The organism is Pseudomonas sp. Irchel s3a18 (genome assembly GCF_900187535.1).
Lineage (GTDB): Bacteria > Pseudomonadota > Gammaproteobacteria > Pseudomonadales > Pseudomonadaceae > Aquipseudomonas.
Genome location: NZ_FYDV01000003.1, coordinates 130359 through 153708, shown reverse-complemented (window position 1 = coordinate 153708; position 23350 = coordinate 130359). Strand labels below are relative to the sequence as shown.

19 protein-coding genes and 1 pseudogene are annotated in these 23350 nt (G+C 61.2%); 8 read left to right on the top strand and 12 right to left on the bottom strand.

The window, feature by feature from the left end:
- Positions 1–66: 66 nt before the first annotated feature.
- Complete coding sequence (rlmKL, locus tag CKW29_RS05865; RefSeq protein WP_095148072.1) at positions 67–2337, bottom strand: bifunctional 23S rRNA (guanine(2069)-N(7))-methyltransferase RlmK/23S rRNA (guanine(2445)-N(2))-methyltransferase RlmL; 2271 nt, start codon at positions 2335–2337, stop codon at positions 67–69.
- Positions 2338–2883: 546 nt separating this feature from the next.
- Here rlmKL and rmf point away from each other — a divergent pair.
- Positions 2884–3099 carry a ribosome modulation factor gene (gene rmf / locus CKW29_RS05860; RefSeq protein WP_003223300.1) on the top strand — a complete coding sequence of 72 codons (216 nt, stop codon included), beginning with the start codon at positions 2884–2886 and terminating at the stop codon, positions 3097–3099.
- Between the two features lie 192 nt (positions 3100–3291).
- On the opposite strand, the gene CKW29_RS05855 is transcribed toward rmf, so the two are convergent.
- Positions 3292–4317, bottom strand: coding sequence for a quinone-dependent dihydroorotate dehydrogenase (locus CKW29_RS05855; protein ID WP_095148071.1), 1026 nt, complete (start codon positions 4315–4317; stop codon positions 3292–3294).
- A 245-nt stretch (positions 4318–4562) separates the two neighbouring features.
- Between CKW29_RS05855 and CKW29_RS05850 the strand changes: the two genes are divergently transcribed.
- Together CKW29_RS05850 and CKW29_RS05845 are read left to right on the top strand one after the other, a co-directional pair.
- The gene (locus tag CKW29_RS05850; RefSeq protein WP_095143080.1) at positions 4563–5774 is read left to right on the top strand and encodes a CmpA/NrtA family ABC transporter substrate-binding protein; all 1212 of its coding nucleotides are present in this window, start codon (positions 4563–4565) and stop codon (positions 5772–5774) included.
- A 15-nt stretch (positions 5775–5789) separates the two neighbouring features.
- Positions 5790–6365 (top strand): ANTAR domain-containing response regulator, encoded by a 576-nt coding sequence (locus CKW29_RS05845; protein WP_095148070.1) that lies wholly within the window; start codon positions 5790–5792, stop codon positions 6363–6365.
- A gap of 41 nt (positions 6366–6406) precedes the next feature.
- Here CKW29_RS05845 and CKW29_RS26255 read toward each other — a convergent pair whose 3' ends face one another.
- A complete protein-coding gene (locus CKW29_RS26255) occupies positions 6407–6616 on the bottom strand; it encodes a hypothetical protein (RefSeq protein WP_095148069.1) in 210 nt (69 codons plus the stop codon).
- 26 nt (positions 6617–6642) lie between these two features.
- On the opposite strand from CKW29_RS26255, the gene CKW29_RS05835 reads away from it, so the two are divergent.
- From CKW29_RS05835 to cobA, 5 genes and pseudogenes are all read left to right on the top strand, one after another.
- Positions 6643–7854: a NarK/NasA family nitrate transporter gene (locus CKW29_RS05835; protein WP_095148068.1), complete on the top strand. Its 1212-nt coding sequence runs from the start codon at positions 6643–6645 to the stop codon at positions 7852–7854.
- 6 nt (positions 7855–7860) lie between these two features.
- A complete protein-coding gene (locus CKW29_RS05830) occupies positions 7861–9534 on the top strand; it encodes a bifunctional protein-serine/threonine kinase/phosphatase (protein WP_095148067.1) in 1674 nt (557 codons plus the stop codon).
- Positions 9535–9882: 348 nt separating this feature from the next.
- Positions 9883–11086 (top strand): annotated as a pseudogene (locus tag CKW29_RS05825) (NAD(P)/FAD-dependent oxidoreductase); the annotation flags it as partial.
- A gap of 73 nt (positions 11087–11159) precedes the next feature.
- On the top strand, positions 11160–13877 hold the full coding sequence (locus CKW29_RS05820; RefSeq protein WP_095148066.1) for a nitrate reductase: 2718 nt from the start codon (positions 11160–11162) through the stop codon (positions 13875–13877).
- A gap of 10 nt (positions 13878–13887) precedes the next feature.
- Complete coding sequence (cobA, locus tag CKW29_RS05815; RefSeq protein ID WP_095148065.1) at positions 13888–14646, top strand: uroporphyrinogen-III C-methyltransferase; 759 nt, start codon at positions 13888–13890, stop codon at positions 14644–14646.
- A 73-nt stretch (positions 14647–14719) separates the two neighbouring features.
- On the opposite strand, the gene CKW29_RS05810 is transcribed toward cobA, so the two are convergent.
- The 9 genes from CKW29_RS05810 to ppsA form a co-directional block, all read right to left on the bottom strand.
- Positions 14720–15691 carry an OmpA family protein gene (locus tag CKW29_RS05810; RefSeq protein ID WP_095148064.1) on the bottom strand — a complete coding sequence of 324 codons (972 nt, stop codon included), beginning with the start codon at positions 15689–15691 and terminating at the stop codon, positions 14720–14722.
- A 108-nt stretch (positions 15692–15799) separates the two neighbouring features.
- Complete coding sequence (gene sigX, locus CKW29_RS05805; protein WP_095082673.1) at positions 15800–16390, bottom strand: RNA polymerase sigma factor SigX; 591 nt, start codon at positions 16388–16390, stop codon at positions 15800–15802.
- Between the two features lie 90 nt (positions 16391–16480).
- Positions 16481–17305 (bottom strand): mechanosensitive ion channel domain-containing protein, encoded by an 825-nt coding sequence (locus CKW29_RS05800; protein ID WP_008048604.1) that lies wholly within the window; start codon positions 17303–17305, stop codon positions 16481–16483.
- 2 nt (positions 17306–17307) lie between these two features.
- Positions 17308–17553, bottom strand: a complete 246-nt coding sequence (locus tag CKW29_RS05795; protein WP_095082672.1) for a CrfX protein — start codon at positions 17551–17553, stop codon at positions 17308–17310.
- Positions 17554–17616: 63 nt separating this feature from the next.
- On the bottom strand, positions 17617–18612 hold the full coding sequence (locus CKW29_RS05790; RefSeq protein WP_095143072.1) for a zinc transporter ZntB: 996 nt from the start codon (positions 18610–18612) through the stop codon (positions 17617–17619).
- 27 nt (positions 18613–18639) lie between these two features.
- On the bottom strand, positions 18640–19131 hold the full coding sequence (rraA, locus tag CKW29_RS05785; RefSeq protein WP_095143071.1) for a ribonuclease E activity regulator RraA: 492 nt from the start codon (positions 19129–19131) through the stop codon (positions 18640–18642).
- Positions 19132–19221: 90 nt separating this feature from the next.
- Positions 19222–19521 (bottom strand): Rieske (2Fe-2S) protein, encoded by a 300-nt coding sequence (locus CKW29_RS05780; RefSeq protein WP_095143070.1) that lies wholly within the window; start codon positions 19519–19521, stop codon positions 19222–19224.
- A gap of 99 nt (positions 19522–19620) precedes the next feature.
- A complete protein-coding gene (locus CKW29_RS05775) occupies positions 19621–20610 on the bottom strand; it encodes an alpha/beta fold hydrolase (protein ID WP_095148063.1) in 990 nt (329 codons plus the stop codon).
- Positions 20611–20802: 192 nt separating this feature from the next.
- A complete protein-coding gene (gene ppsA / locus CKW29_RS05770; protein WP_095143068.1) occupies positions 20803–23178 on the bottom strand; it encodes a phosphoenolpyruvate synthase in 2376 nt (791 codons plus the stop codon).
- Positions 23179–23350: the final 172 nt, after the last annotated feature.

The following is a 23350-nucleotide window of genomic DNA, read 5'->3' as shown; positions in this document are numbered from 1 at the left end:
GGTTAGCCAGGAAATTCAGCCCCCATGGCGCCTCGAAACATCGAGGTTCCATGGGGCCGAGCCCCCTTAGCGCGCCATGATTTTCCAGGCGCGGTGGATCTTGCCGTTACGGGCAAAGTCCGGGTCGATGGTTTGCGCGGTGATTTCCTCGACGGCATAGCGCGCCGCGAGGTTCTCTTCGAGCTGGAACTTGCGGAAGTTGTTGGAGAAGTACAACACGCCGCCCGGCGCCAGGCGCGCCATGGCCAGGTCCAGCAACTGCACGTGGTCTCGCTGGACGTCGAAGATGCCTTCCATGCGCTTGGAGTTGGAGAAGGTCGGCGGATCGATGAAGATCATCTCGAACTCATCCCGGTTGGCTTCCAGCCAGGCCATGACATCACCCTGCTCCAGGCGGTTCTTGTCCGAGAAACCATTGAGCGACAGGTTGCGACGCGCCCAGTCCAGATAGGTTTTCGACAAGTCGACGCTGGTGGTGCTGCGTGCGCCGCCCTTGGCCGCATGCACACTGGCGGTGGCGGTGTAGCAGAACAGATTGAGGAAGCGCTTGCCGGCCGCCTCTTTCTGGATCCGCATGCGCATCGGACGGTGGTCCAGGAACAGGCCGGTGTCGAGGTAGTCGGTCAGGTTGACCAGCAACTTCACGCCGCCTTCGTTGACTTCGACGAACTTGCCCTGGGCACTTTGACGCTCGTACTGGCGGGTGCCGCTCTGACGCTCGCGGCGCTTGACCACGACGCGGCTCTTGTCGACGTTCAAGGCCTGCGGAATGGCCGCCAGGGCATCGAACATGCGCGCCGAGGCTTTTTCCGGGTCGATGGATTTCGGCGCGGCGTATTCCTGGACGTGGACCCAGTCGTGATACAGGTCGATGGCCATCGAGTACTCAGGCATGTCGGCATCGTAGACGCGGTAGCAATCGATGCCTTCGCGCTTGACCCACTTGCCCATGGCCTTGAGGTTCTTCTGCAGGCGGTTGGCAAACATCTGCCCGCCTTCGCTCAGGCGCGCCTGCTCAACCACAGGTGCCGGTGCCGGCACAGGTTTGATCGGGTTGCCGTTCTTGTTGTACTGACGCTCTTGCGGCTCGACCGGCAACTGATCGTAGACCGCTTGCTCACGCTCGGCCTGGCGCTGTTCCGGCGTACGGCGCTCGCCTGTGACGAACTGGTCCGGCAGGACTTTGATCAGCAGCAGTTTGCACGGCAGCGCGCCGTTCCAGAACGAATACTGCTTGTGGCTGCGGATGCCCATGCGCTTGCCCAGGTCCGGCGCGCCGGTGAACACGGCCGCTTCCCAGTTCAGGCAGGCCTGGCGCAGGCGCTCGCCTAGGTTCTGGTAGAGGTAGAGCAAGCTCGCCTCGTCGCCCAGGCGCTCGCCGTATGGAGGGTTGCAGATCACCAGGCCTTTCTGGTTCTGGTCCGGGCGCGGCTCGAACGTCGCGACTTCGCCCTGGTAGATCTTGATCCACTCGCTCAGGCCGGCGCGCTCGACGTTGTTACGGCCCGGTTGAATCAGCCGTGGGTCGGCTTCGTACCCGCGAATCCACAGCGGTGGCTTGGCCAGGCCGGCAGCGGCGCGCTCTGAGGCTTCTTCGTGGAGCTTTTTCCACAACGCCGGCACGTGACCCAGCCAGGCGGTGAAGCCCCACTGCTCACGGCGCAGGTTCGGCGCCATATCGGCGGCGATCATCGCCGCTTCGACCAGGAAGGTCCCGACACCGCACATCGGGTCAGCCAGTGCGCCACCTTGAGCGGCGATGCGTGGCCAGCCGGAGCGAATCAGGATCGCCGCCGCGAGGTTTTCCTTCAGCGGCGCAGCACCTTGCTGCAGGCGGTAGCCGCGCTGGTGCAGGCTGTGGCCGGACAGATCCAGGGACAGGATCGCTTCGCCACGGTCCAGGCGCAGGTGAATGCGCAGGTCCGGGTTGAGCTTGTCGATGGACGGGCGCTCACCCGACGGGGTGCGCAGCTTGTCGACGATGGCGTCCTTGACTTTCAACGCACCGAAGTGGGTGTTGTCGATGCCCGAACCGTGGCCACTGAACTCCACCGCCAGGGTGCCGTCAGGCAGCATGTGGTCCTGCCACTCGACATCCAGCACGCCGTGATACAGGTCTTCGGCGTCCTTCATCGCGAAACGCTTGAGGACAATCAGGACCCGGTTCGCCAGGCGCGACCACAGGCACAGGCGATAGGCGGTTTCCATGGTGGCCATGCCACGCACGGCCGAGGTGTGCTCGCGCGCTTCCTCAAGGCCAAGCCCGACGGCTTCCTCGATAAGCAGGCCTTCGAGGCCTTTAGGGCAAGTGAGGAAGAGTTCGTAACGATCCGACATGGGGGTTCCAGGGCCTTTGGCAATAAGTGAACGGGCAACGCATTGACCGCTCGGTTTTCAATCAAGCGCTTTTCTAAAAGAGCGCTCGCGTGGCACGAAGGTGTGCCGTCCCACCCTGGCCGCTCAACCAGTCGATGGACTGGAATGAGCTTAGATGCCCGGGCAGATAAAAAAATCGATGCAACAAAATGTCATAACTCGACCCTTCGTCGAATAGTACCCGAGTACAACGGGTGGACATTTTTTCTAAAGCATTAACCTCATCATCCAGTGAGAGGCCGATCACAGGGGGCTTTGGCCAAATACGACACAAATCACGTCGTGTTACTTATGGCCTTAGCATCTTTATCGTTACGTTCTTATGACAAAACGATCATTCCCTCGATGTGACTCATTGGTTAGAACTCAACTCAGGTTGACGCCGCAACGACGTCAACACCTTGGCTCGCGACGCCGGCAGCGAGCCCCCAACGGCAGGAGTTTTCCTGCCTGACCTCGATAGAGGTCGACGCGACAAATACAGTCAACAAGTGAGGGAAACACCCTATGAGAAGACTTAAGCGTGATCCGTTGGAAAGAGCATTTTTGCGCGGATATCAATATGGCGTTGGTGGCAAATCCCGTGAGCTTTGCCCATTTACTCTACCGTCGGTACGCCAAGCCTGGATTAACGGCTGGCGAGAAGGACGCGGCGACAACTGGGACGGTATGACCGGCACTGCGGGAATCCATAGACTCAACGAACTTCACGCCGTCGGCTAAACAGGGCACACATTCCGACACGACAACTTGATCAGGTAACGACTTAACCACGCACGTCCTCTCCGGACGGCGGGCTTCGGCCCAGGGGCTCCCTCGAGGAGCCCTTTTTTATGCCTGCAATCGACACCTGCAAACGCTGGCCGTGACAAGAGAGCTTGCCCCCTTGCCACACAATCCCCTCAGCACAAACCTCTACCGTTGGCGCATTGCCGCGATCGCATCCACCGACTCGCGAATCAGCGCCGGGCCTTTGTAGATGAACCCGGAGTAGAGCTGCACCAGGCTAGCACCCGCGGCGATTTTCTCGGCCGCGTGCTTGCCTTCGGTGATCCCGCCGACGGCGATGATCGGCAGGCGTCCGGCCAGCTCGGCCGCCAGCACCTTGACCGTGTGCGTGCTCTTGTCGCGTACCGGGGCGCCGGACAAACCGCCCGCCTCGTCACCGAACTCCATGCCTTCGACACCGACGCGACTCAGGGTGGTGTTGGTCGCGATCACCGCGTCCATGCCGGTTTCGACCAGGGCCCGCGCCACTTCAACGGTTTCTTCGTCGGTCATGTCCGGTGCGATCTTGATCGCCAGCGGTACGCGCTTGCCGTGCAGTTGGGCCAGGTCTTCCTGGCGCTGGCGCAAGGCTTCGAGCAACTGCTTGAGCGAATCGCCAAATTGCAGGCTGCGCAGGCCCGGGGTGTTGGGCGAACTGACGTTGACCGTCACGTAGCTGGCATGGGCGTAGACCTTGTCCAGGCAGATCAGGTAGTCGTCGACGGCACGCTCGACCGGAGTGTCAAAGTTCTTGCCGATGTTGATCCCCAGCACGCCTTTGTACTTGGCGGCGGCAACGCGCGCCAGCAGGTGATCGACGCCCAGGTTGTTGAAGCCCATGCGGTTGATGATCGCCTCGGCCTGCGGCAAGCGAAAAATGCGTGGCTTGGGGTTGCCCGGCTGCGGACGCGGGGTAATGGTGCCGATTTCCACGAAGCCGAAACCCAGTTGGGCAAAGCCATCGATGGCCGCGCCATTCTTGTCCAGGCCGGCTGCCAGCCCTACCGGGTTCGGAAAGTCCAGGCCCATGACATTCACCGGCACGTGCGCCGGCGCCTTGCACAGCAAGCCGTTCAGGCCCAGACGCCCGCCCGCGCCGATCAGGTCCAGGGACAGATCGTGGGAGGTTTCCGGGGAGAGTTTGAACAGCAGTTGGCGGGCCAGGGTATACATGGGCGGACTTGACTCGATTGGCGGCGAAATGAGGCGGCGATTATAGCCGGGCATCGGGGTTGCAAGCGAGGCGCACGACGAAATCAGCCGTCAATGGCATATGCCTTGCACCGGGATTGGCATCAGCACTCATGCCAACGACGGGATGAGTCCCGCGTTGCTGATGGGAAGGACAATGGCGTCGTCCCCCGGCCTTGCTCTGGCAAGGGCCCGGGACGACGTTTTTTTTGAAAGGTGCACACTCGATGAATGAACCATCAGCCGGCCCTCTGGCCTGGGTCAATGGCAGCGATGCCCCGGAAAAAACCTCGATCAACCTGGGCTTCATGGCCCTGAGCGACTGCGCCTCGGTGGTGGTCGCCGCCACTCAGGGCTTCGCCCAGCCCTACGGCCTGACCCTGAATCTCAAGCGCCAAACGTCCTGGGCCAGCCTGCGGGACAAACTGGTCAGTGGCGAGCTGGATGCCGCCCACTGCCTGTACGGGCTGGTGTATGCCGTGCATCTGGGCATCGGTGGCGTAGCGGCAACCGACATGGCGGTGCTCATGGGCCTGAACCAGAACGGCCAGAGCATCAACCTCTCCCACGGCCTGCACCGGCTGGGCGTGAGCAGTCCTGAGGCGCTGGATCGCCACGTGCACCAAAGTCGCCCAAAACTGACCTTCGCCCAGACCTTTCCCACCGGCACCCACGCCATGTGGCTGTATTACTGGCTGGCCAGCCAGGGTATCCATCCGCTGCACGATGTCGACAGCGTCGTGGTACCGCCGCCGCAAATGATCGCGCACCTGCAGGCCGGTCGTATCGACGGCTTTTGCGTGGGCGAACCCTGGAGCGCCGCCGCCGTGAAGCAGAACCTGGGTTTCACCCTGGCAACCACCCAAGCCCTGTGGCCCGATCACCCGGAGAAAGTCCTCGCCTGCACCCGCGCCTTCGTCGAGCAATACCCCAACACAGCCCGGGCGCTGGTGATGGCGATCCTGGAGGCCAGTCGTTTCATCGAGCAAAGCACGGAAAATCGCCGCAGTACCGCGCAACTGTTGAGCGCCCCCGACTACCTGGATATGCCGCTGGACTGCATCGAGCCGCGCTTGCTGGGCGACTATGCCGACGGCCTTGGCAATCGCTGGCAGGACCCGCACGCGCTGCGCTTCCATGGCAATGGCGAGGTGAATGTGCCGTACCTGAGCGACGGCATGTGGTTCATGACCCAATTTCGGCGCTGGGGGCTGTTGCGTGAAGATCCGGACTATCTGGCGGTCGCCCGCCAGGTCCAGCAACTGGCGCTGTACCGGGACGCGGCCAGCGCATTGGGAATCCGTACCGAGGGCCAGGCAATGCGCAGCAGCCAGTTGATCGATGGCAAAGTCTGGGACGGTTCAGACCCTGCGGCCTATGCCCGCAGCTTCGCGCTGCACGCCATGACCGACACCCCCACCCTGCTCGCCCGCCGCTGACAGGAGGCCACGACCATGTTACGCATCCTGCTGATCAACGACACCGCGAAAAAAGTCGGTCGCCTCAAGACCGCGCTGACCGAAGCCGGCTTCGACGTGATCGACGAATCCGGCCTGACCATCGACCTGCCCGCGCGCGTCGAAACGGTGCGCCCGGACGTGATCCTGATCGATACCGAGTCACCCAGCCGCGATGTGCTGGAGCAAGTGGTGCTGGTCAGCCGTGACCAGCCACGGCCGATTGTGATGTTCACCGACGAACACGACCCGGGCGTGATGCGCCAGGCCATCAAGTCCGGTGTCAGTGCCTACATTGTCGAAGGCATTCATGCCGCACGCCTGCAGCCGATCCTGGATGTGGCCATGGCACGCTTTGAAAGCGACCAGGCCCTGCGCGCCCAACTCCACGCCCGGGACCAGCAACTGGCCGAGCGCAAGCGCATCGAGCTGGCCAAGGGCATGCTGATGAAAATGAAAGCGTGCAACGAAGAGCAGGCCTACACCCTGATGCGCCGCCAGGCCATGAGCCGCCAGCAAAAGCTGATCCAGGTGGCGGAGCAGATCATTGCCATGAGCGAGTTGCTGGGCTAAGCCCCACGCCTGATCGTTTCCACGCTCCCGCGTGGGAACGATCATCGCGTACACATTCCGGATCTGGCACAGATCTCGCTAAGTAATTGGTACAGGTAACCAACGGCGGTTGCCCCACCCACGACAAAGACGTCGCTCACCTCATTTGCCCCTGGCGAATCGGGTAGCGGCGTTTTTTCGTTTTGGCCCCACAGCCCGGGGTCGGTGGTGCGGCCGTCGCGGCGCCCACCGCAAAGCTCACGACTTGCCACGAGACTCTTAACCGCTGAGGTGCGCGATGAACACAAGCTTCTGGAAATCCGGCCATACCCCGACACTGTTCTCAGCCTTTCTGTATTTCGACCTGAGCTTCATGGTCTGGTACCTGCTCGGCCCGCTGGCGGTACAAATCGCCGCCGACCTGCAATTGACCACGCAACAGCGCGGGCTGATGGTGGCCACGCCAATTCTGGCCGGCGCCTTCCTGCGCTTCGCCATGGGCTTGCTCGCCGATCGCCTATCACCGAAAACCGCCGGGCTGATTGGCCAGGTGATTGTCATCTGCGCCCTGTTCGTCGCCTGGAAACTGGGAATCCACACCTACGAGCAAGCCTTGTTGCTGGGCGTGTTCCTGGGCATGGCCGGTGCTTCGTTCGCCGTCGCCCTGCCCCTGGCCTCGCAATGGTATCCGCCACAACACCAGGGCAAGGCCATGGGCATCGCCGGGGCGGGTAACTCGGGCACCGTGCTCGCCGCCCTGATCGCGCCGGTCCTGGCGGCCGCGTTTGGCTGGAGCAACGTGTTCGGCTTCGCCTTGATCCCGCTGATCCTGACCCTGATCGTGTTCGCCTGGCTGGCAAAAAACGCACCTGAGCGGCCCAAGGCCAAATCCATGAGCGACTACTTCAAGGCCCTGGCGGATCGTGACAGCTGGTGGTTCATGTTCTTCTACTGCGTGACCTTTGGCGGATTCATCGGCCTGGCCAGCGCCCTGCCCGGTTACTTCAATGACCAGTACGGCCTGAACCCGGTCACCGCCGGTTACTACACCGCCGCGTGCGTATTCGGCGGCAGCTTGATGCGGCCTCTGGGTGGCGCCCTGGCGGACCGTTTTGGCGGCATCCGCACCCTGTTGGTGATGTACACCGTCGCCGCCGTGTGCATCGCGGCCGTCGGCTTCAACCTGCCCAGCTCCTACGCGGCACTGGCGCTGTTCGTGTGCACCATGCTCGGCCTCGGCGCGGGCAATGGCGCGGTGTTCCAGTTGGTACCGCAGCGCTTTCGGCGCGAGATCGGCGTGATGACCGGCCTGATCGGCATGGCGGGTGGCATCGGCGGCTTCGCCCTGGCGGCCGGCATGGGGGCGATCAAGCAGAGCACGGGTAGCTATCAGTTGGCCTTGTGGTTGTTCGCCAGCCTGGGCGTCCTGGCCTGGTTTGGTCTGCACGGGGTCAAGCGCCGCTGGAGAACCACCTGGGGTTCGGCGGCCATGACCGCGGCACGGGTCTGACCTTCGATGAGCCTGCAACTGAGCTTCGCCGAGGCCAGCGCCATCGGCCCTCGACCGGAAAACCAGGATGCTCTGCGCCTGGTCACACCAACGGCTGAACTGGCGGCCAGCAAGGGCTGCCTGTTCGCCATCGCCGATGGTGTCAGTCAATGTGCCGACGGCGGGCTCGCGGCCCGGACCACCTTGCAGGCTCTGGCCCTGGACTACTACGCCACGCCGCAGACCTGGGGCGTGGCGCAGGCGCTGGACCGTCTGTTGCTGGCGCAAAATCGCTGGTTGCAGGCCAACGGCGGCGGCCTGCCGTTGCTGACCACCGTCAGCGCGCTGGTGCTGCGCGGAAGACGCTTCACCCTGGCCCATGTCGGCGATTGCCGGGTATACCGCTGGCACGCCGATCAATTGCAACGCATCAGCGAGGACCACGTCTGGGAGCAGCCGGGCATGCAGCATGTGCTCAAGCGCGCATTGGGACTGGATCAACACCTGGTGCTGGATTTCCTCGATGGTGAGTTGCGCACCGGTGAGAGTTTCGTGCTGCTGAGCGATGGCGTCTGGTCGACATTGGGCGACACGGCCATCGCGGCCATCCTGCGCGACCAGCCCGACCTCGATCGTGCAGCACACACCCTGGTCAACGCTGCTCACCTGGCAGGCAGCCAGGACAATGCCAGCGCGCTGCTGGTGCGGATCGACGCCCTCGGCGAGAGCAGCATCGGCGACGCGCTGATCCAGTTGCAACAATGGCCCTTGCCACCATCGCTCAAGGCCGGCCACTCCTTCGAGGGCTGGCACATCGAAAAGCTGCTGGGCCACAGCCAGCAATCGCTGATCTATCGCGTCCGCGACGGGCAGCAACAACCCTGGCTGCTCAAGACCCTGGCCGCCTCATCGAGCAACGACACCGCGGCAGCCCAGGCATTGCTGTCCGAAGAATGGTTTCTCAAGCGCGTGGCCGGGCGCAGCTTCCCTGAAATACACCCGGCGACTCAACGCCAGCACCTGTATTACGTGATGCGCGAATACCCGGGAGTGACCCTGGCTGAACTGTTCCTGCAAACCGGCCCCCTGCCTCTGGCCCAATGGCAGGCACTGGCGGAACGGCTACTACGGGCGGTAGGACTGCTGCACCGGCGGCAGATCCTGCACCGGGATATCAAACCGGAGAACCTGCTGCTGGGGGACGACGGCGAATTGCGCCTGCTGGATTTCGGTCTCGCCTACTGCCCAGGCCTGTCCGAAGACCAGGCTCACGCGCTGCCCGGGACGCCCAGCTACATTGCGCCCGAAGCGTTCAATGGCCAGGCCCCGACACCGCAACAGGACCTGTATGCCGTCGGCGTCACCCTGTATTACCTGGCCACCGGGCACTACCCCTACGGCGAGATTGAAGCCTTCCAGCGCCCGCGCTTCGGCCTGTCCGTCAGCGCCAGCCGTTATCGGCCGGACTGGCCGGACTGGCTGGGACAAAGCCTGGAATGCGCCCTGTGCGCCAACCCGGCTCAACGCTATGAAACAGCGGAGCAATGGCTCCTGGTACTGGAGCAAGGAGAGCGGCGCAGCCTGAGTGTGCGGCCAAGGCCATTGCTCGAGCGCGAACCGGTGAAAGTGTGGCGCACGCTGGCCCTGGCGCTGCTGATGCTCAATCTGGTGTTGCTGTTTTCATGGCTGCGCGCCCCCTGAGCAGATCCCACGTTTTATGGCCGGCACCCTCGCCACCGGCCTGCACCGCTCCACGACCGGGCATCGCGCCTCCAATCGGTGCGTTAAGTCGACAGCGAAGACCCGATCCCCGCCCGCCACCCAAACAAACCCGCACCGTTGGATAACTTGGCACAACCACTGCATTAGCATTTTCACCCTACATAAAGCGCAACCTTCAACGACGAAGGGTGCGCTCCCCCGAGAGAACGGGACCAGGACAAAGGCGTCCTCGCTAGATCACTAGCGGGACGCTTTTTTTGTTTGCGCCCAATAAACCGAGCCAGCCCCACCGGCCCGATGACACGGCCTGAGCTTGCGGAGAAGCTGATGAAAAAACTAAAACTGGTGATGATCGGCAACGGTATGGCCGGGGTTCGCACACTGGAAGAGCTGCTCAAACTCAGCGGCGAACTGTATGACATCACGGTCTTCGGTGCCGAGCCCCATACCAACTACAACCGCATCCTGCTGTCGCCGGTGCTGGCCGGCGAGCAGACCTTCGACGAGATCGTGCTCAACGACCTGGGCTGGTACCAGGACAACCACATCAAGCTGCTGCTCAACCGTAAAGTGGTGGCGATCGACCGGGTCAATCGGCGAGTCATCGCCGAAGACGGTAGCGAAGCCGAATACGATCGCCTGCTGATCGCCACCGGCTCCGCGCCATTCATCCTGCCGATTCCGGGCAACCGCTTGCAGGGCGTGATCAGCTATCGCGACATCGCCGACACCCAGGCCATGATCGACACCGCCAGGACCCACACACACGCGGTGGTCATCGGCGGCGGCCTGCTGGGCCTTGAAGCGGCCAACGGCCTGATGCTGCGCGGCATGCACGTGACCGTGGTGCATATTGGCGAGTGGTTGCTGGAGCGGCAACTGGACAAAACCAGCGGTCAGCTGCTGCAATCCGCGCTGCAAGCCCGGGGCTTGAATTTTCGCCTGAGCGAACAGACCCAGGCCCTGCACGACGCTGGCAATGGCCGGGTCGGTTCAGTCCAGTTCAAGAACGGCGACTGCATCCCGGCTGACCTGGTGGTGATGGCCGCCGGCATCCGCCCCAATACCGAACTGGCCGAAACAGCCGGCATTGCGTGCAACCGCGGGATCCTGGTCAACGACACCCTGCAAACCTACGACCCACGCATCTATGCCATTGGCGAATGCGCCAGCCATCGCGGCATTGCCTATGGCCTGGTGGCACCACTGTTCGAACAGGCCAAGGTCTGCGCCAACCACCTCGCACAACTGGGCTTTGCCCGCTATAGCGGATCGGTGACATCCACCAAGCTGAAAGTCACCGGCATCGACCTGTTCTCTGCCGGCGATTTCATGGGCGCGGAAGGCACCGAGACCATCACCCTGTCCGACCCCATCGACGGGATCTACAAAAAGCTGGTGATCAAGAATGACGTTCTGGTGGGCGCCTGCCTGTATGGCGACACCACCGACGGTGGCTGGTACATACGCCAGATTCGTGACAGCCGGAACATTGCAGACATCCGTGATCACTTGATGTTCGGCGAGGCCCTGGTACCACAAGTAGCCCCCGCGCCCCGGGTGGAGAACGGACAGGCCATGCCGGCCTTGCAGGAAGCCTGCTGATGAACCGCCAAACGACCGCCTCGACCTGTTGTTACTGCGGCGTAGGCTGCGGCGTATTGATCGAACATGACGGCGAGCAGATCCTCGGTGTCAGCGGCGACCCTACGCACCCGGCCAATTTTGGCAAGCTGTGCAGCAAGGGCTCGACGCTGCACCTGACCGGCGACCTCGCTGCCCGCGCGCTGTACCCCGAGCTGCGGCTGGGCAAAAGCCTGGCGCGCGGCCGCACCGATTGGGACACCGCCCTCGACCACGCCGCCAACGTGTTTGCCAGCACCATTGCCGAACATGGCCCGGACAGTGTCGCGTTCTATGTCTCGGGACAATTGCTGACCGAAGACTACTACGTCTTCAACAAGCTGGCCCGGGCACTGGTGGGCACCCACAACATCGACAGCAACTCCCGGCTGTGCATGTCCTCGGCCGTGGTCGGCTACAAGCGCAGCCTGGGGGCCGATGCCCCGCCATGCAGCTACGAAGACCTTGAGCTGAGCGATTGCGTGATGATCGTCGGTAGCAACATGGCCTACGCCCACCCCGTGCTGTTTCGCCGCCTGGAAGAAGCCAAATCCCGTCGCCCCTGGATGAAAGTCATCGTCATCGACCCTCGGCGCACGGACACCTGCGATCTGGCCGACCTGCACCTGGCGATACTGCCTGGCAGCGATGTCGCGCTGTTCCATGGGATTTTGCATCTGCTGCTGTGGGAAGGTCGCATCGACCCTGCCTTCATCAGGGCACACACCGACGGCCTGGCCGAACTGAAAAAACTGGTGCATGACTACAGCCCGGTCATGGTCGCGCAACTGTGTGGCATCAGCATTGAGCAGTTGCGGCTGTGTGCCGAGTGGGTCGGTACCTCGCCCGCTTTCCTGTCGCTGTGGTGCATGGGCTTGAATCAATCCACCGCCGGCAGTGCGAAAAACAGCGCGCTGATCAACCTGCACCTGGCCACCGGACAAATAGGCCGGCCAGGTGCCGGCCCCTTTTCCCTCACCGGTCAACCAAATGCCATGGGCGGACGCGAAACCGGGAGCCTGGCCAACCTGTTGCCGGGTCATCGCGAAGCGGCCAACGCCGAGCATCGCGCCGAGGTCGCGGCGTACTGGGGCGTGAACAAACTGCCAGAGGCCACTGGCCTGACCGCCATCGAACTGTTCGAGCAGGTCAGGAACGGCACCGTCAAGGCGTTGTGGATCGCCTGCACCAACCCCGCGCAGTCACTGCCAGACCAGAACAGCGTGCGCGCAGCCCTCCAGGCTTGTCCGTTCGTGGTCCTGCAAGAAGCCTTTCGCACCACCGAAACCGCCGCCTTTGCCGATCTGCTGCTGCCGGCCGCCAGTTGGGGCGAGAAGGAAGGCACGGTGACCAACTCGGAACGTCGCGTCTCCCACGTTCGTCGTGCCATCGCCGCGCCCGGTGAAGCGCGTCCGGACTGGGCAATAACGGTGGACTTCGCACAACGCCTGGAGAAGCACCTGCGCCCGGGGCAACCCCCTCTGTTCGCCTTCAAACGTCCTGAACAGGTGTTTGACGAGTTCAAGCAACTGACCCGCGGACGCGACCTGGACCTGTCCGGGATCAGTTACGCCCTGCTCGACACCCTCGGCCCGCAGCAATGGCCCTTCCCGGAAGGAGCATCAAGCGGTACACCGAGGCTTTACGTCGACGGGCTGTTCCCCACCCCAAACCGTCGTGCGCAGTTTGTCGCCGAGCCTTACCAGGCTGCCAAAGAGCAACCCGATGCAGGTTTTCCGCTGACCCTGATCACCGGACGCCTGCGCGACCAATGGCATGGCATGAGCCGCACCGGCACGGCGGCGCAACTGTTCGGCCATGTCAACGAAGCCCTGTTGAGCCTGCACCCCGATGAACTGCGTCGGCATCGGCTCGACAGTGGCGATCTGGTCAACCTCAAGAGCCGTCGCGGCAATGTGATCGTATCGGTCGTCGGCGATGACAGCGTACGCCCCGGCCAGGCCTTTTTACCCATGCATTGGGGCGACCGCTTTCTCAAGGGCGGCGTCAACAGCCTCACCCAATCGGCATTCGACCCGCTGTCCAAGCAACCCGAACTCAAGCACAGCGGCGTGCGTATCGAACCCGCGCACTTGCCATGGAGCCTGTTCGCTCTGGTTGAGGGTAATGTTCAGCAGCATTTCGAGAACCTGCGACCGCTCTGTGAGGATTTTGCCTACGTTAGCCTCAGCCTCACCGGACGTGAGCGCCCAGCGCTGCTGATACGTGTCGCCCATGCCCAGGCACCGGATCCGCAATGGCTGGACAAGCTCGATCAACGGCTGGGCCTGGTCGACGGCCCGGTCCTGACGTATGACGACCCCGGGCGCTCCATTGGCAAACGGGTGCGCATCGAACAAGGCCGTATTACCGCCATCCGCCTCGCCGGAGAAACCCTTGCCCGGCATTGGTTGCACAACCTCTGGCTGGAGGGGCGTATCGACGAGCACCTGCGGCGCTGGCTGCTGGCACCGTTAAGTACTCTACCCGGTGCCGCGAGCGCTGGATCAAGTACGCAAAAAACCCTGTGCAACTGCAAAAACGTCAGCCTGGGCGCCGTGTGCGCAGGCATTCGTCGAGGGCTGGATCTTCAAGGCCTGAAACAACAACTGGGTTGCGGCACGCAATGCGGCTCGTGTGTCCCGGAAATCAAGCGTCTGCTGGCGGCCACTGTGCAGCCCGTCGCAATCACCTCGTGAGGAACAGAACATGAGCGCAAAAGTCTGGTTGGTAGGCGCAGGTCCCGGCGACCCGGAATTGCTGACCCTCAAAGCCGTTCGGGCCCTGAGCGAAGCCGATGTGGTATTGATCGACGACCTGGTCAACGAAGCGGTACTGGTGCACTGCCCCAAGGCGCGAATCATTGCCGTCGGCAAGCGCGGCGGCTGCCGCTCTACCCCGCAGGCGTTCATCCATCGCCTGATGCTGCGCTACGCCCGACAAGGCCAATGCGTGGTGCGCCTGAAGGGCGGTGACCCCTGCATTTTCGGTCGCGGCGGTGAGGAAGCCCAGTGGCTGCGCGAGCGCGAGGTGGACGTGGAACTGGTCAACGGCATTACGGCGGGCCTGGCCGGCGCCACGCAATGCGATATTTCGCTGACACTGCGAGGGGTCGCACGCGGGGTCACGCTGGTGACAGCCCATACACAGGACGACAGTGAGCTCAACTGGCGTGCGCTGGCCCAGGGTGGCACAACGCTGGTGATCTATATGGGCGTGGCAAAGCTCGGCGACATTCGCGAGCAATTGCTGGCAGGTGGCATGGGTGCGGACACCCCGGTGGCGATGATTGAAAACGCTTCACTGCCACACCAGCGAGAGTGCCGTAGCAATCTCACACAAATGCAGGAAGACGCCTACAGCTTCCAACTGAAAAGCCCGGCTATCCTGGTCATCGGTGCAGTGGCAGCATGTGCAGCGCTTGAACGCGAGCTGCCTTCAGACTGGCCGTCGAGCGCAGCGCGGTAATCGTCGACATCCAGAAAATCGCAGGCAAAGAAAAGCCCGGCCTAAGCCGGGCTTTTCGAGGCTGCGAAGCTAATTACTTAGCTTGAGCTTCAACCTGTGCTTCTACACGACGGTTAACAGCGCGGCCTTCTGCAGTGCTGTTGTCAGCAACTGGGCGGGATTCGCCGTAACCAACGGAGCTAACACGGCTAGCTTCAACGCCGTCTTGAACCAGAACTTGCTTGACAGCGTCAGCACGACGCTGGGACAGCTTCTGGTTGTAAGCGTCTGGACCTACGGAGTCAGTGTGACCTTCAACCACGGTGGTGGTCTGTGGGTACTGCTTCATGAAGTCAGCCAGGTTGGCGACGTCGGTCAGGCTGCCTGGTTTAACAGTAGCTTTGTCGAAGTCGAACTTGACGTCCAGCTCAACACGTACGGTTTCAGCAACCGGAGCTTCTGGCTCTGGTTCTGGAGCTACAACTGGAGCTACGACTGGAGCGGCGCCAGCGTTGCCGCCGAAGTTCACACCCAGACCAACCAGGGCGGAGTAGTCCCACTTGCCGTTGTCCATTGCGTAGTCAGCTTCAACGCCGGCACGAGCGAACAGATTGTCGGTGAAGTAGTACTTAACACCGGTACCAACGATAGCCAGGGTCGACTGATCGCGACCGCTGTGGCCGTCAGCTTTTACGCTGGTACGGCTCTGGTGGCCGAAACCGCCCGAAACGTATGGACGCAGCGAATCAACGCCAGCCTGACCGAAGTGGTAGGTACCCAGCAGGGAACCGGTGTCACCTTTGATCTTCTGGTTGCCAGTATCGCCGTTCGAACGGGTGTGGTGGGTTTGATCGTAGTTCAGATCGATCGACACATCGTCGGTCAGGAAGTAACCAATGCGAGCGCCTGGGTTGTAGCCGTCTTCGATGTTCTTGACGCTATCGTTGTACTGCTTCTTGTAGAACAGCTCGCCTTCAACTGCGCCTTGGCCTTGTGCCAGAACGCCGAAAGAAGTAGCGGCAATAAGAGTACCAATGGCCAAGCCCAAGGTGTTTTTCAGTTTCATCCGTTAAATCCCCATCTGGTGATTGTAAAGCAGTCCCGCAAACCGGGGGACAACTCGGCGACAAGTCTATCAGAACTTGCCTACACGTAAGAGATATTTGCGCCGAACCTATGTTTCGGCAACGCCTGCAAATTTCTCACGCAATTTATCAAGAGCACGCTTGTACCGCATTTTCGTCGCGCTCAAACCCATGTGCATGATATCTGCGATCTCCTGAAACTCCAGCTCTGCGACAAATCGTAGCACCAGAATTTCCCGGTCGATCGGATTTACATACACCAGCCAGCGATCAAGTCCACCCTTTTCCTCAGGTTTCGGCGCCTTTTCTTCCGACGCTTCCTCGAGGGGGTCCAGACTCAAAGCATCCATCAAGCGACGCTTTCGCCGTTCCTTACGATACTGCGTGATGCACTCGTTGTACGTGATGCTATATAGCCATGTCTTGAACTTCGATTTGCCCTCGAAGTTCTTCAAACCATACAGCACCTTGAGCATCACCTCCTGACAGACATCATCTGCATCGCGATCGTTCCCAAGATATCGTGCACAGACGTTAAATAATGTTCTCTGGTAACGCCGCATCAGCTCTTCGTAGGCGCGCGTTACGTGAAACAGCTCGGTGTGCGAGCGCGCGACCAACTCCTCATCAGAGAGCTCGCGGGGGTCGTAGCGCGTGGATAGCGTTTGGGCTTTATTCAAAACAAGTCGGGCCGACAGTCAGGTCAATGTCCACCGCTGCCCAAGGTCTCGGGCATTTTGCGGCGGGATACATTAGCAGGGTTTGCCGGGTTAGCGGCTACTAACATGCTGCTCCAGGAGAATCCGATTGGAGAGAGAGACTAGCTCACCCTCGTCGGTCAGCAATGTAGTTTTAACCGTGCCGATCTCCTCGATCTGGCCTTCGACCTCTCCAACACGCACTTGTTGCCCAACCTGATACAGCTCACGCACATAGATTCCCGCAAGAATCTGACCGGCAATTTCCCGGCTTCCCAACCCCATGGCCAAGGCAACAGCCAGACCAACGGTTATCAAAACGATCACAATCACGTGGTTCAGCAGGTCGGTTTTGACCTCCAACTGGCTGATCGCAACCGAAATACTGATGATGATCACCAGGCCTTGGGCGATCCGCCCCAGACCCGACGCATAATCCAGACCCACTCCTTCAGCGGCGCCGCGCACCAGCCCGTTGGCCAGTTGCGCCAGCAATACACCCACCAGCAACACCAGCGCGGCACCGAACACTTTCGGTAAATAAAGCGCCAGCATATCGAGCGTAGCCGAAACTCTCTCCAAGCCAAGGGATTCTGCTGCAGAAACCAGAAAAATAAGTAAAACGAACCAATAGACGATCTTTCCGATCAGGGTCGAGATCGGTACCTGAAGCCCTGCGCGGGACAACAGCTTGGTCAAGCCGGTACCGCCCATCAGGCGATCCAGGCCCAGTTTCGCGAGCAATTTCGAGAGCAGGGTGTCGAGCAGCTTGGCCACGACAAACCCCAGCAGCAGCACGACCAGTGCGCCAAACAGGTTCGGAATGAAGTTCGCTACCTTGGTCCACAACGCAGTCATTGCCGTGACGAGGCTCTGAGTCCAGAGATCAAGTTCCATATTCAATCAGCCTTATCAGCAGTGCGAACGGTAGGTTTACGACGGGAAACCGGCGAGACATGGGCCGATCCGTTATTCAGGGCGATCATCAGCGCCGGCAGCCAGCGGCCCAGCAAGCTGAACAGATCACCGGCACCGACCTGGCGGTTGGCGGTTTTCAGCACACGGCCAAGGCATGCGTCATCGTCGCGAGTGGACGGTGAAGCCTTGAGCATGTCACGCAAAGACTGTTCAAACGGATCGTGCATACGCACCTCTCGTGATATCTGTGAAAGACGCGATCGAGATTCTTCGGGTCACATGAACTTCCTTCACACCCAGCGCAAACGTCGAAACAGCCACCATTGACCCAGCGCCACCAACACCATGGTCAGGCAGGCAATCAAAAAGCCATAGGCGCTTTCGGCGAAGGGAATACCCCCGACGTTGATGCCCAGCAACCCCGTCAGAAAACTCATCGGCAAAAAGATCCCGGTGATGATGCCGAAGCGGTACATCGTGCGGCTCATCTTGATGCTCAGACGCCGGTCTTCGGCCTCCAGCACCAGGCCCACGCGCTCGCGGGTCAATTCCAGTTCCTCGAGGTAGCGCGTCAGGCTGTTGTTCAATTCGTTCCAGTAATCGCCGTCGTCCTCGACGAACCACGGCAGCTTGATCCGCGTCAGCTGGCCGAAAATATCTCGCTGGGGCGCCAGGAAACGCTTCAACCCAGCCGCTCGCCGACGGATCTGCAAGATCGAGTCATGCTCGGGAGCATACCGTTCGTCGGCATCCAGTTTTTCTTCTTCGGTATCGACGACTTCCGAGAGATCGCCCACCAGATCCTGCACCTTGTTGGTAAGGTACTGGGCCAGATAGAGGATCAGTTCGGAAGCGGTCTTCGGCCCCTTGCCCTCCTCCAGCCGTGCCAGTAACTCCTCGGTGGCTCGCAGGGGGCGTAAACGCAGGGAGATGACCCGCTGGGCAGAGGCAAAAATCCGTACCGAGACCATGTCTTCCGGCACGGCTCCGGGGTTTAGGTTGACCCCGCGCAAGAACAGCAACAGCTCCGAGTCCGGCAGCGCCAGCAGGCGCGGCCGGGTGTTTTCCTCGAGCAGCAAGTCGCAGCTGAACTCGCTCAGGCCACTGGATTGGCGCAACCAGGTGCGGGTTTGCGGGTGACTGCGATCCCAGTGCAGCCAAAGGCTTTCATGGGGTTGCAGCTGCAGGTCATCCAGTTCAGTCCGGGCAATCGAACGCGCACCGCCTTTTCCATCGAGTACAAGGGCATGCACCAGCCCCCATTGCGCGTTATCTTCCTCGAACATCCTCACCCCTGGCGTTTTTTTCGGCGCTTATTCTGGCATTTTCAACGGACTTGGCGAGATGATCACGCCATTGTTGTCCGCATAAATGTAGTGCCCGGGATGAAAGGTCACCCCAGCGAACGTGACCGCCACGTTGAGGTCGCCAACGCCGCGCCTGTCGGTCTTCATCGGGTGGCTGGCCAGCGCCTGCACGCCCAGATCGGTTTGTGCGAGGACGTCGACGTCGCGAATGCAGCCGTAGATCACCAGCCCTTCCCAACCGTTCTTCGCCGCTTTCTCGGCCAGCATGTCGCCCAGCAACGCACGGCGCAGTGAACCACCGCCATCGACCACCAGCACCTTGCCGTTGCCTTTGAGCTCAACCTGCTCCTTGACCCGCGAGTTGTCCTCGAAGCATTTGATGGTGACGATTTCACCACCGAAGGAATCACGGCCGCCAAAGTTGCTGAACATCGGCTCCAGCACCTGCACCAGTTCCGGGTAGGCATCGCACAGGTCGGGAGTGAGGTAATGGTCCATCGAGAAACTCCTGCAAGAGAAAGAACACGATTGTGGGCTGTCGAAAACCCCAAGGTTACCGTACTTGAAACGAGCATCGGCACGGGATGTTTATACATCGATGCCGATACGATCTCCCTCGTACGCCACCTTCAGCATGCTCAAGCCGGGGCATGAGGCCTGCAGGGGCAATCCATCGGGCAACTGAAACTCGACACCATGCCGCTGACAGCGCAAGACATTACCCGCCAGCGTTGCGGTGTTCAATGGCGCGCCTTTGTGCGGGCAGCTGTCCACCAGCAACAATGGCTGATTATCCACGACCAGCAACAGCAGGCTACGCCCATCGACCTGAAATGTGCGCCGATACCCCTCATTGAGATTAATCAGACGCTCAAGTGGCACGAACATAAGCTTGTCTCAGCAACCGTTTGTGACCAGAACAGCTCAATTCGTCATATCTTAGCCGTTCGCGAATAAGAACGAAACGCCCTTGTTAGAGCGTCTGCTTCAGATCGCCGCGGCCAGATCCGGCCCTTGTGCCAGCAAGGGCGCCTGCTGATCCGTCAGCCAGCGCCGTACCAGCGGCCAGACCTCGGCCTGCGCGGCCTTGCTGACCAGCATCTCGACATGCCCGAAATTGTCCGCAAAGCCCTGCTCCCGCCCCAGGCAGATGAACTGCTTGTGCGGTGAGCCAATCTGCTCGAACAACTTGCGGCAGGCCCAGTCCGGATCCTGATGATCGCTGCTGGCACTGACGGCCAGCACCGGCACCTGAACCTCGGACAACCCTGCCCACCAGTCTTTGTCGGCGTCACCGAAGCGCCCGAACAGGCCATACCAGCGCATGCCCTCCAGGGCCAGGCCAATCGGCTCGTCCTCCGGCCCACGCTTGAGACGAGAACCCGACAGTTGGGCGAAACGCTTGAGAATGAAGCGCCCACTCCACTCCACCGGCGGTATCTTCAACGGCCAGTAGGTACGGCTGACCTGGGTACCGAAAAAGGCCGCGGAGGCAACCGCAGGCTCGCCCAGGTACTGACCGCCCAAGGCGGCTGCCAGCGTGATGCCCCCCAGTGAATGGCCGATCCAGTGCGGCACTTGCCCACTCTGCTCGCGGACGAACGCGGCAATCGCCGGCAGGTCGTAACGGGCATAGTCGGCCACCCGATTCTTGCGGTACTGCTGATTGCGCTGCGACAAGCCGTGGCCGCGCATTTCCGGGATCCACACATCAAAACCGGCGCGCGCCAGATAGGCGCCCAACCCAAGGCCCTTGGGTGAAAACCAGAAACGCCGGTTGGAAAAGCTGCCGTGCAGCAAGATGACCGGAACACCGCGCACGGCGGGTTCATCAGCCATGCCCAGGCGGGTAACGGCCAGCTCAACGGTGCCGTCCGGGCTGTTGCCCGGCTTCAGGCGATAGACGTCCTCGCTCAGATCGCCGCGACGCTCGGCGCTGATCAAGGCGACAGGAAACAGGTTGCTGCTGCTTTGCATAATGTTCTTGCACAAAAAAGGGCGGCATCCGGAGGAGCCCGCCCTACTTGAATCTCAAAACAGGCCGCTTATGTAGGAGCGAGCTTGCTCGCGATGGAAGCCGGAACAACGCGTTTATCCAGCAAACGCGCGTTATCGTTAACGACCATCGCGAGCAAGCTCGCTCCTACAGTGAGCGACCTGTTCACACCATCAAGCCGAAGCTTGGCCTTCGGCCAGGAAGAACCAGGTTTCCAGAACGGAATCGGGGTTCAACGAAACGCTTTCGATGCCCTGCTCCATCAGCCACTTGGCCAGATCAGGGTGGTCGGAAGGGCCCTGACCGCAAATACCGATGTATTTGCCGGCCTTGTTGCAGGCGGCAATCGCATTGGCCAACAGCTTCTTGACCGCAGGATTACGCTCGTCGAACAGGTGCGCGATGATGCCGGAGTCACGGTCCAGGCCCAGGGTCAGTTGGGTCAGGTCGTTGGAACCGATGGAGAAACCGTCGAAGAATTCGAGGAACTCTTCAGCCAGGATCGCGTTGGACGGCAGTTCGCACATCATGATGACGCGCAGACCGTTGTCGCCGCGTGCCAGGCCGTTTTCAGCCAACAGGTCAACCACCTGGCTGGCTTCGCCCAAGGTCCGCACGAACGGCACCATGATTTCGACGTTGGTCAAGCCCATCTCGTTGCGCACGCGCTTGAGGGCACGGCATTCGAGCTCGAAGCAGTCGCGGAATGATTCGCTGATGTAACGCGAAGCGCCACGGAAGCCCAGCATCGGGTTCTCTTCTTCCGGCTCGTACAGCTTGCCGCCGATCAGGTTGGCGTATTCGTTGGACTTGAAGTCCGACAGACGCACGATGACCTTCTTCGGCCAGAACGCAGCGGCCAGGGTGCTGATGCCCTCGACCAGCTTCTCGACGTAGAAACCGACTGGATCATCGTAGCCGGCGATGCGCTTGTCGACGCTGTCCTTGATCTCTGACGGCAGGCCGTCGTAGTTCAGCAACGCCTTGGGGTGCACGCCGATCATGCGGTTGATGATGAACTCCAGGCGGGCCAGGCCCACGCCGGCGTTCGGCAGCTGCGCGAAGTCGAATGCGCGATCCGGGTTGCCGACGTTCATCATGATCTTGAACGGCAGGTCCGGCATGGCGTCGACGGAGTTTTTCTTCACATCGAAGCCCAGTTCGCCTTCGAAGATGAAACCGGTGTCGCCTTCGGCGCAGGAAACGGTCACGCCCTGACCGTCTTTCAACAGCTGGGTGGCGTTACCGCAACCGACTACGGCCGGAATACCCAGCTCACGGGCAATGATCGCCGCATGGCAGGTACGGCCGCCGCGGTTGGTCACGATGGCACTGGCACGCTTCATCACCGGTTCCCAGTCCGGGTCGGTCATGTCGGACACCAGCACGTCGCCCGGCTGGACTTTGTCCATCTCGGAAACGTCCTTGATGATGCGGACCTTGCCGGCGCCGATACGCTGGCCGATAGCGCGACCTTCCACCAGCACGGTGCCGGTTTCCTTCAACAGGTAACGTTCCATGACGTTGGCCTGGCTGCGGCTCTTCACGGTTTCAGGGCGGGCCTGAACGATGTACAGCTTACCGTCGTCACCGTCCTTGGCCCATTCGATGTCCATCGGGCACTTGTAGTGCTGCTCGATGATCATCGCCTGCTTGGCCAGCTCGCTGACTTCGGCGTCGCTGAGGCAGAAACGTGCACGATCGGCCTTGTCGACATCGATGGTCTTGACCGACTTGCCGGCCGTGGCCACTTCGCCGTAGATCATCTTGATGGCTTTGCTGCCCAGATTGCGGCGCAAAATGGCCGGGCGACCGGCTGCCAGCGTGTGCTTGTGAACGTAGAATTCGTCCGGGTTCACCGCGCCTTGTACGACGGTTTCGCCCAGGCCGTAGGCGCCGGTGATGAACACCACGTCGCGGAAACCCGATTCGGTGTCGAGGGTGAACATCACGCCGGCAGTGCCGGTTTCCGAGCGCACCATGCGCTGCACACCGGCAGACAAGGCCACCAGCTTGTGGTCGAAGCCCTGGTGCACGCGGTAGGAAATGGCGCGGTCGTTGAACAAGGAGGCGAACACTTCCTTGGCGGCGCGGATGACGTTCTCGACACCGCGGATGTTCAGGAAGGTTTCCTGCTGACCGGCGAAGGACGCGTCCGGCAAGTCTTCGGCGGTGGCCGAAGAACGCACGGCAACCGCCATGTCCGGGTTACCGGCCGACAGGCTGGCGAACGCGGTGCGGATCTCGGCGTTGAGACGCTCCGGGAACTCGGCTTCCATGATCCATTGACGGATTTGCGCGCCGGTCTTGGCCAGGGCGTTGACGTCATCGACGTCCAGCGCATCGAGCGCGGCGTGGATCTGGTCGTTCAAACCACTTAATTCGAGAAAATCACGATAAGCCTGAGCTGTCGTGGCGAAGCCACCCGGGACCGATACACCGGCACCTGCAAGGTTACTGATCATCTCGCCCAGGGATGCGTTCTTGCCCCCCACATGCTCCACATCATGGACGCCGAGCTTATCGAGGGAAACTACGTACTCTACCAAGGTGATCTCTCCACTAACTGTGTTGGAAAAGCTCAGGGCACTGGCCGCTCTTCATGAGCATTTGCCAGCAATATGGCCTGGACCTGGAAAATAAGTGAGAATGCCAGCCAATCCAGGCCGACAAATCGCGCCTATCATATCCAAGATTCGTCACCAGCTTAAGGCCCAAGGC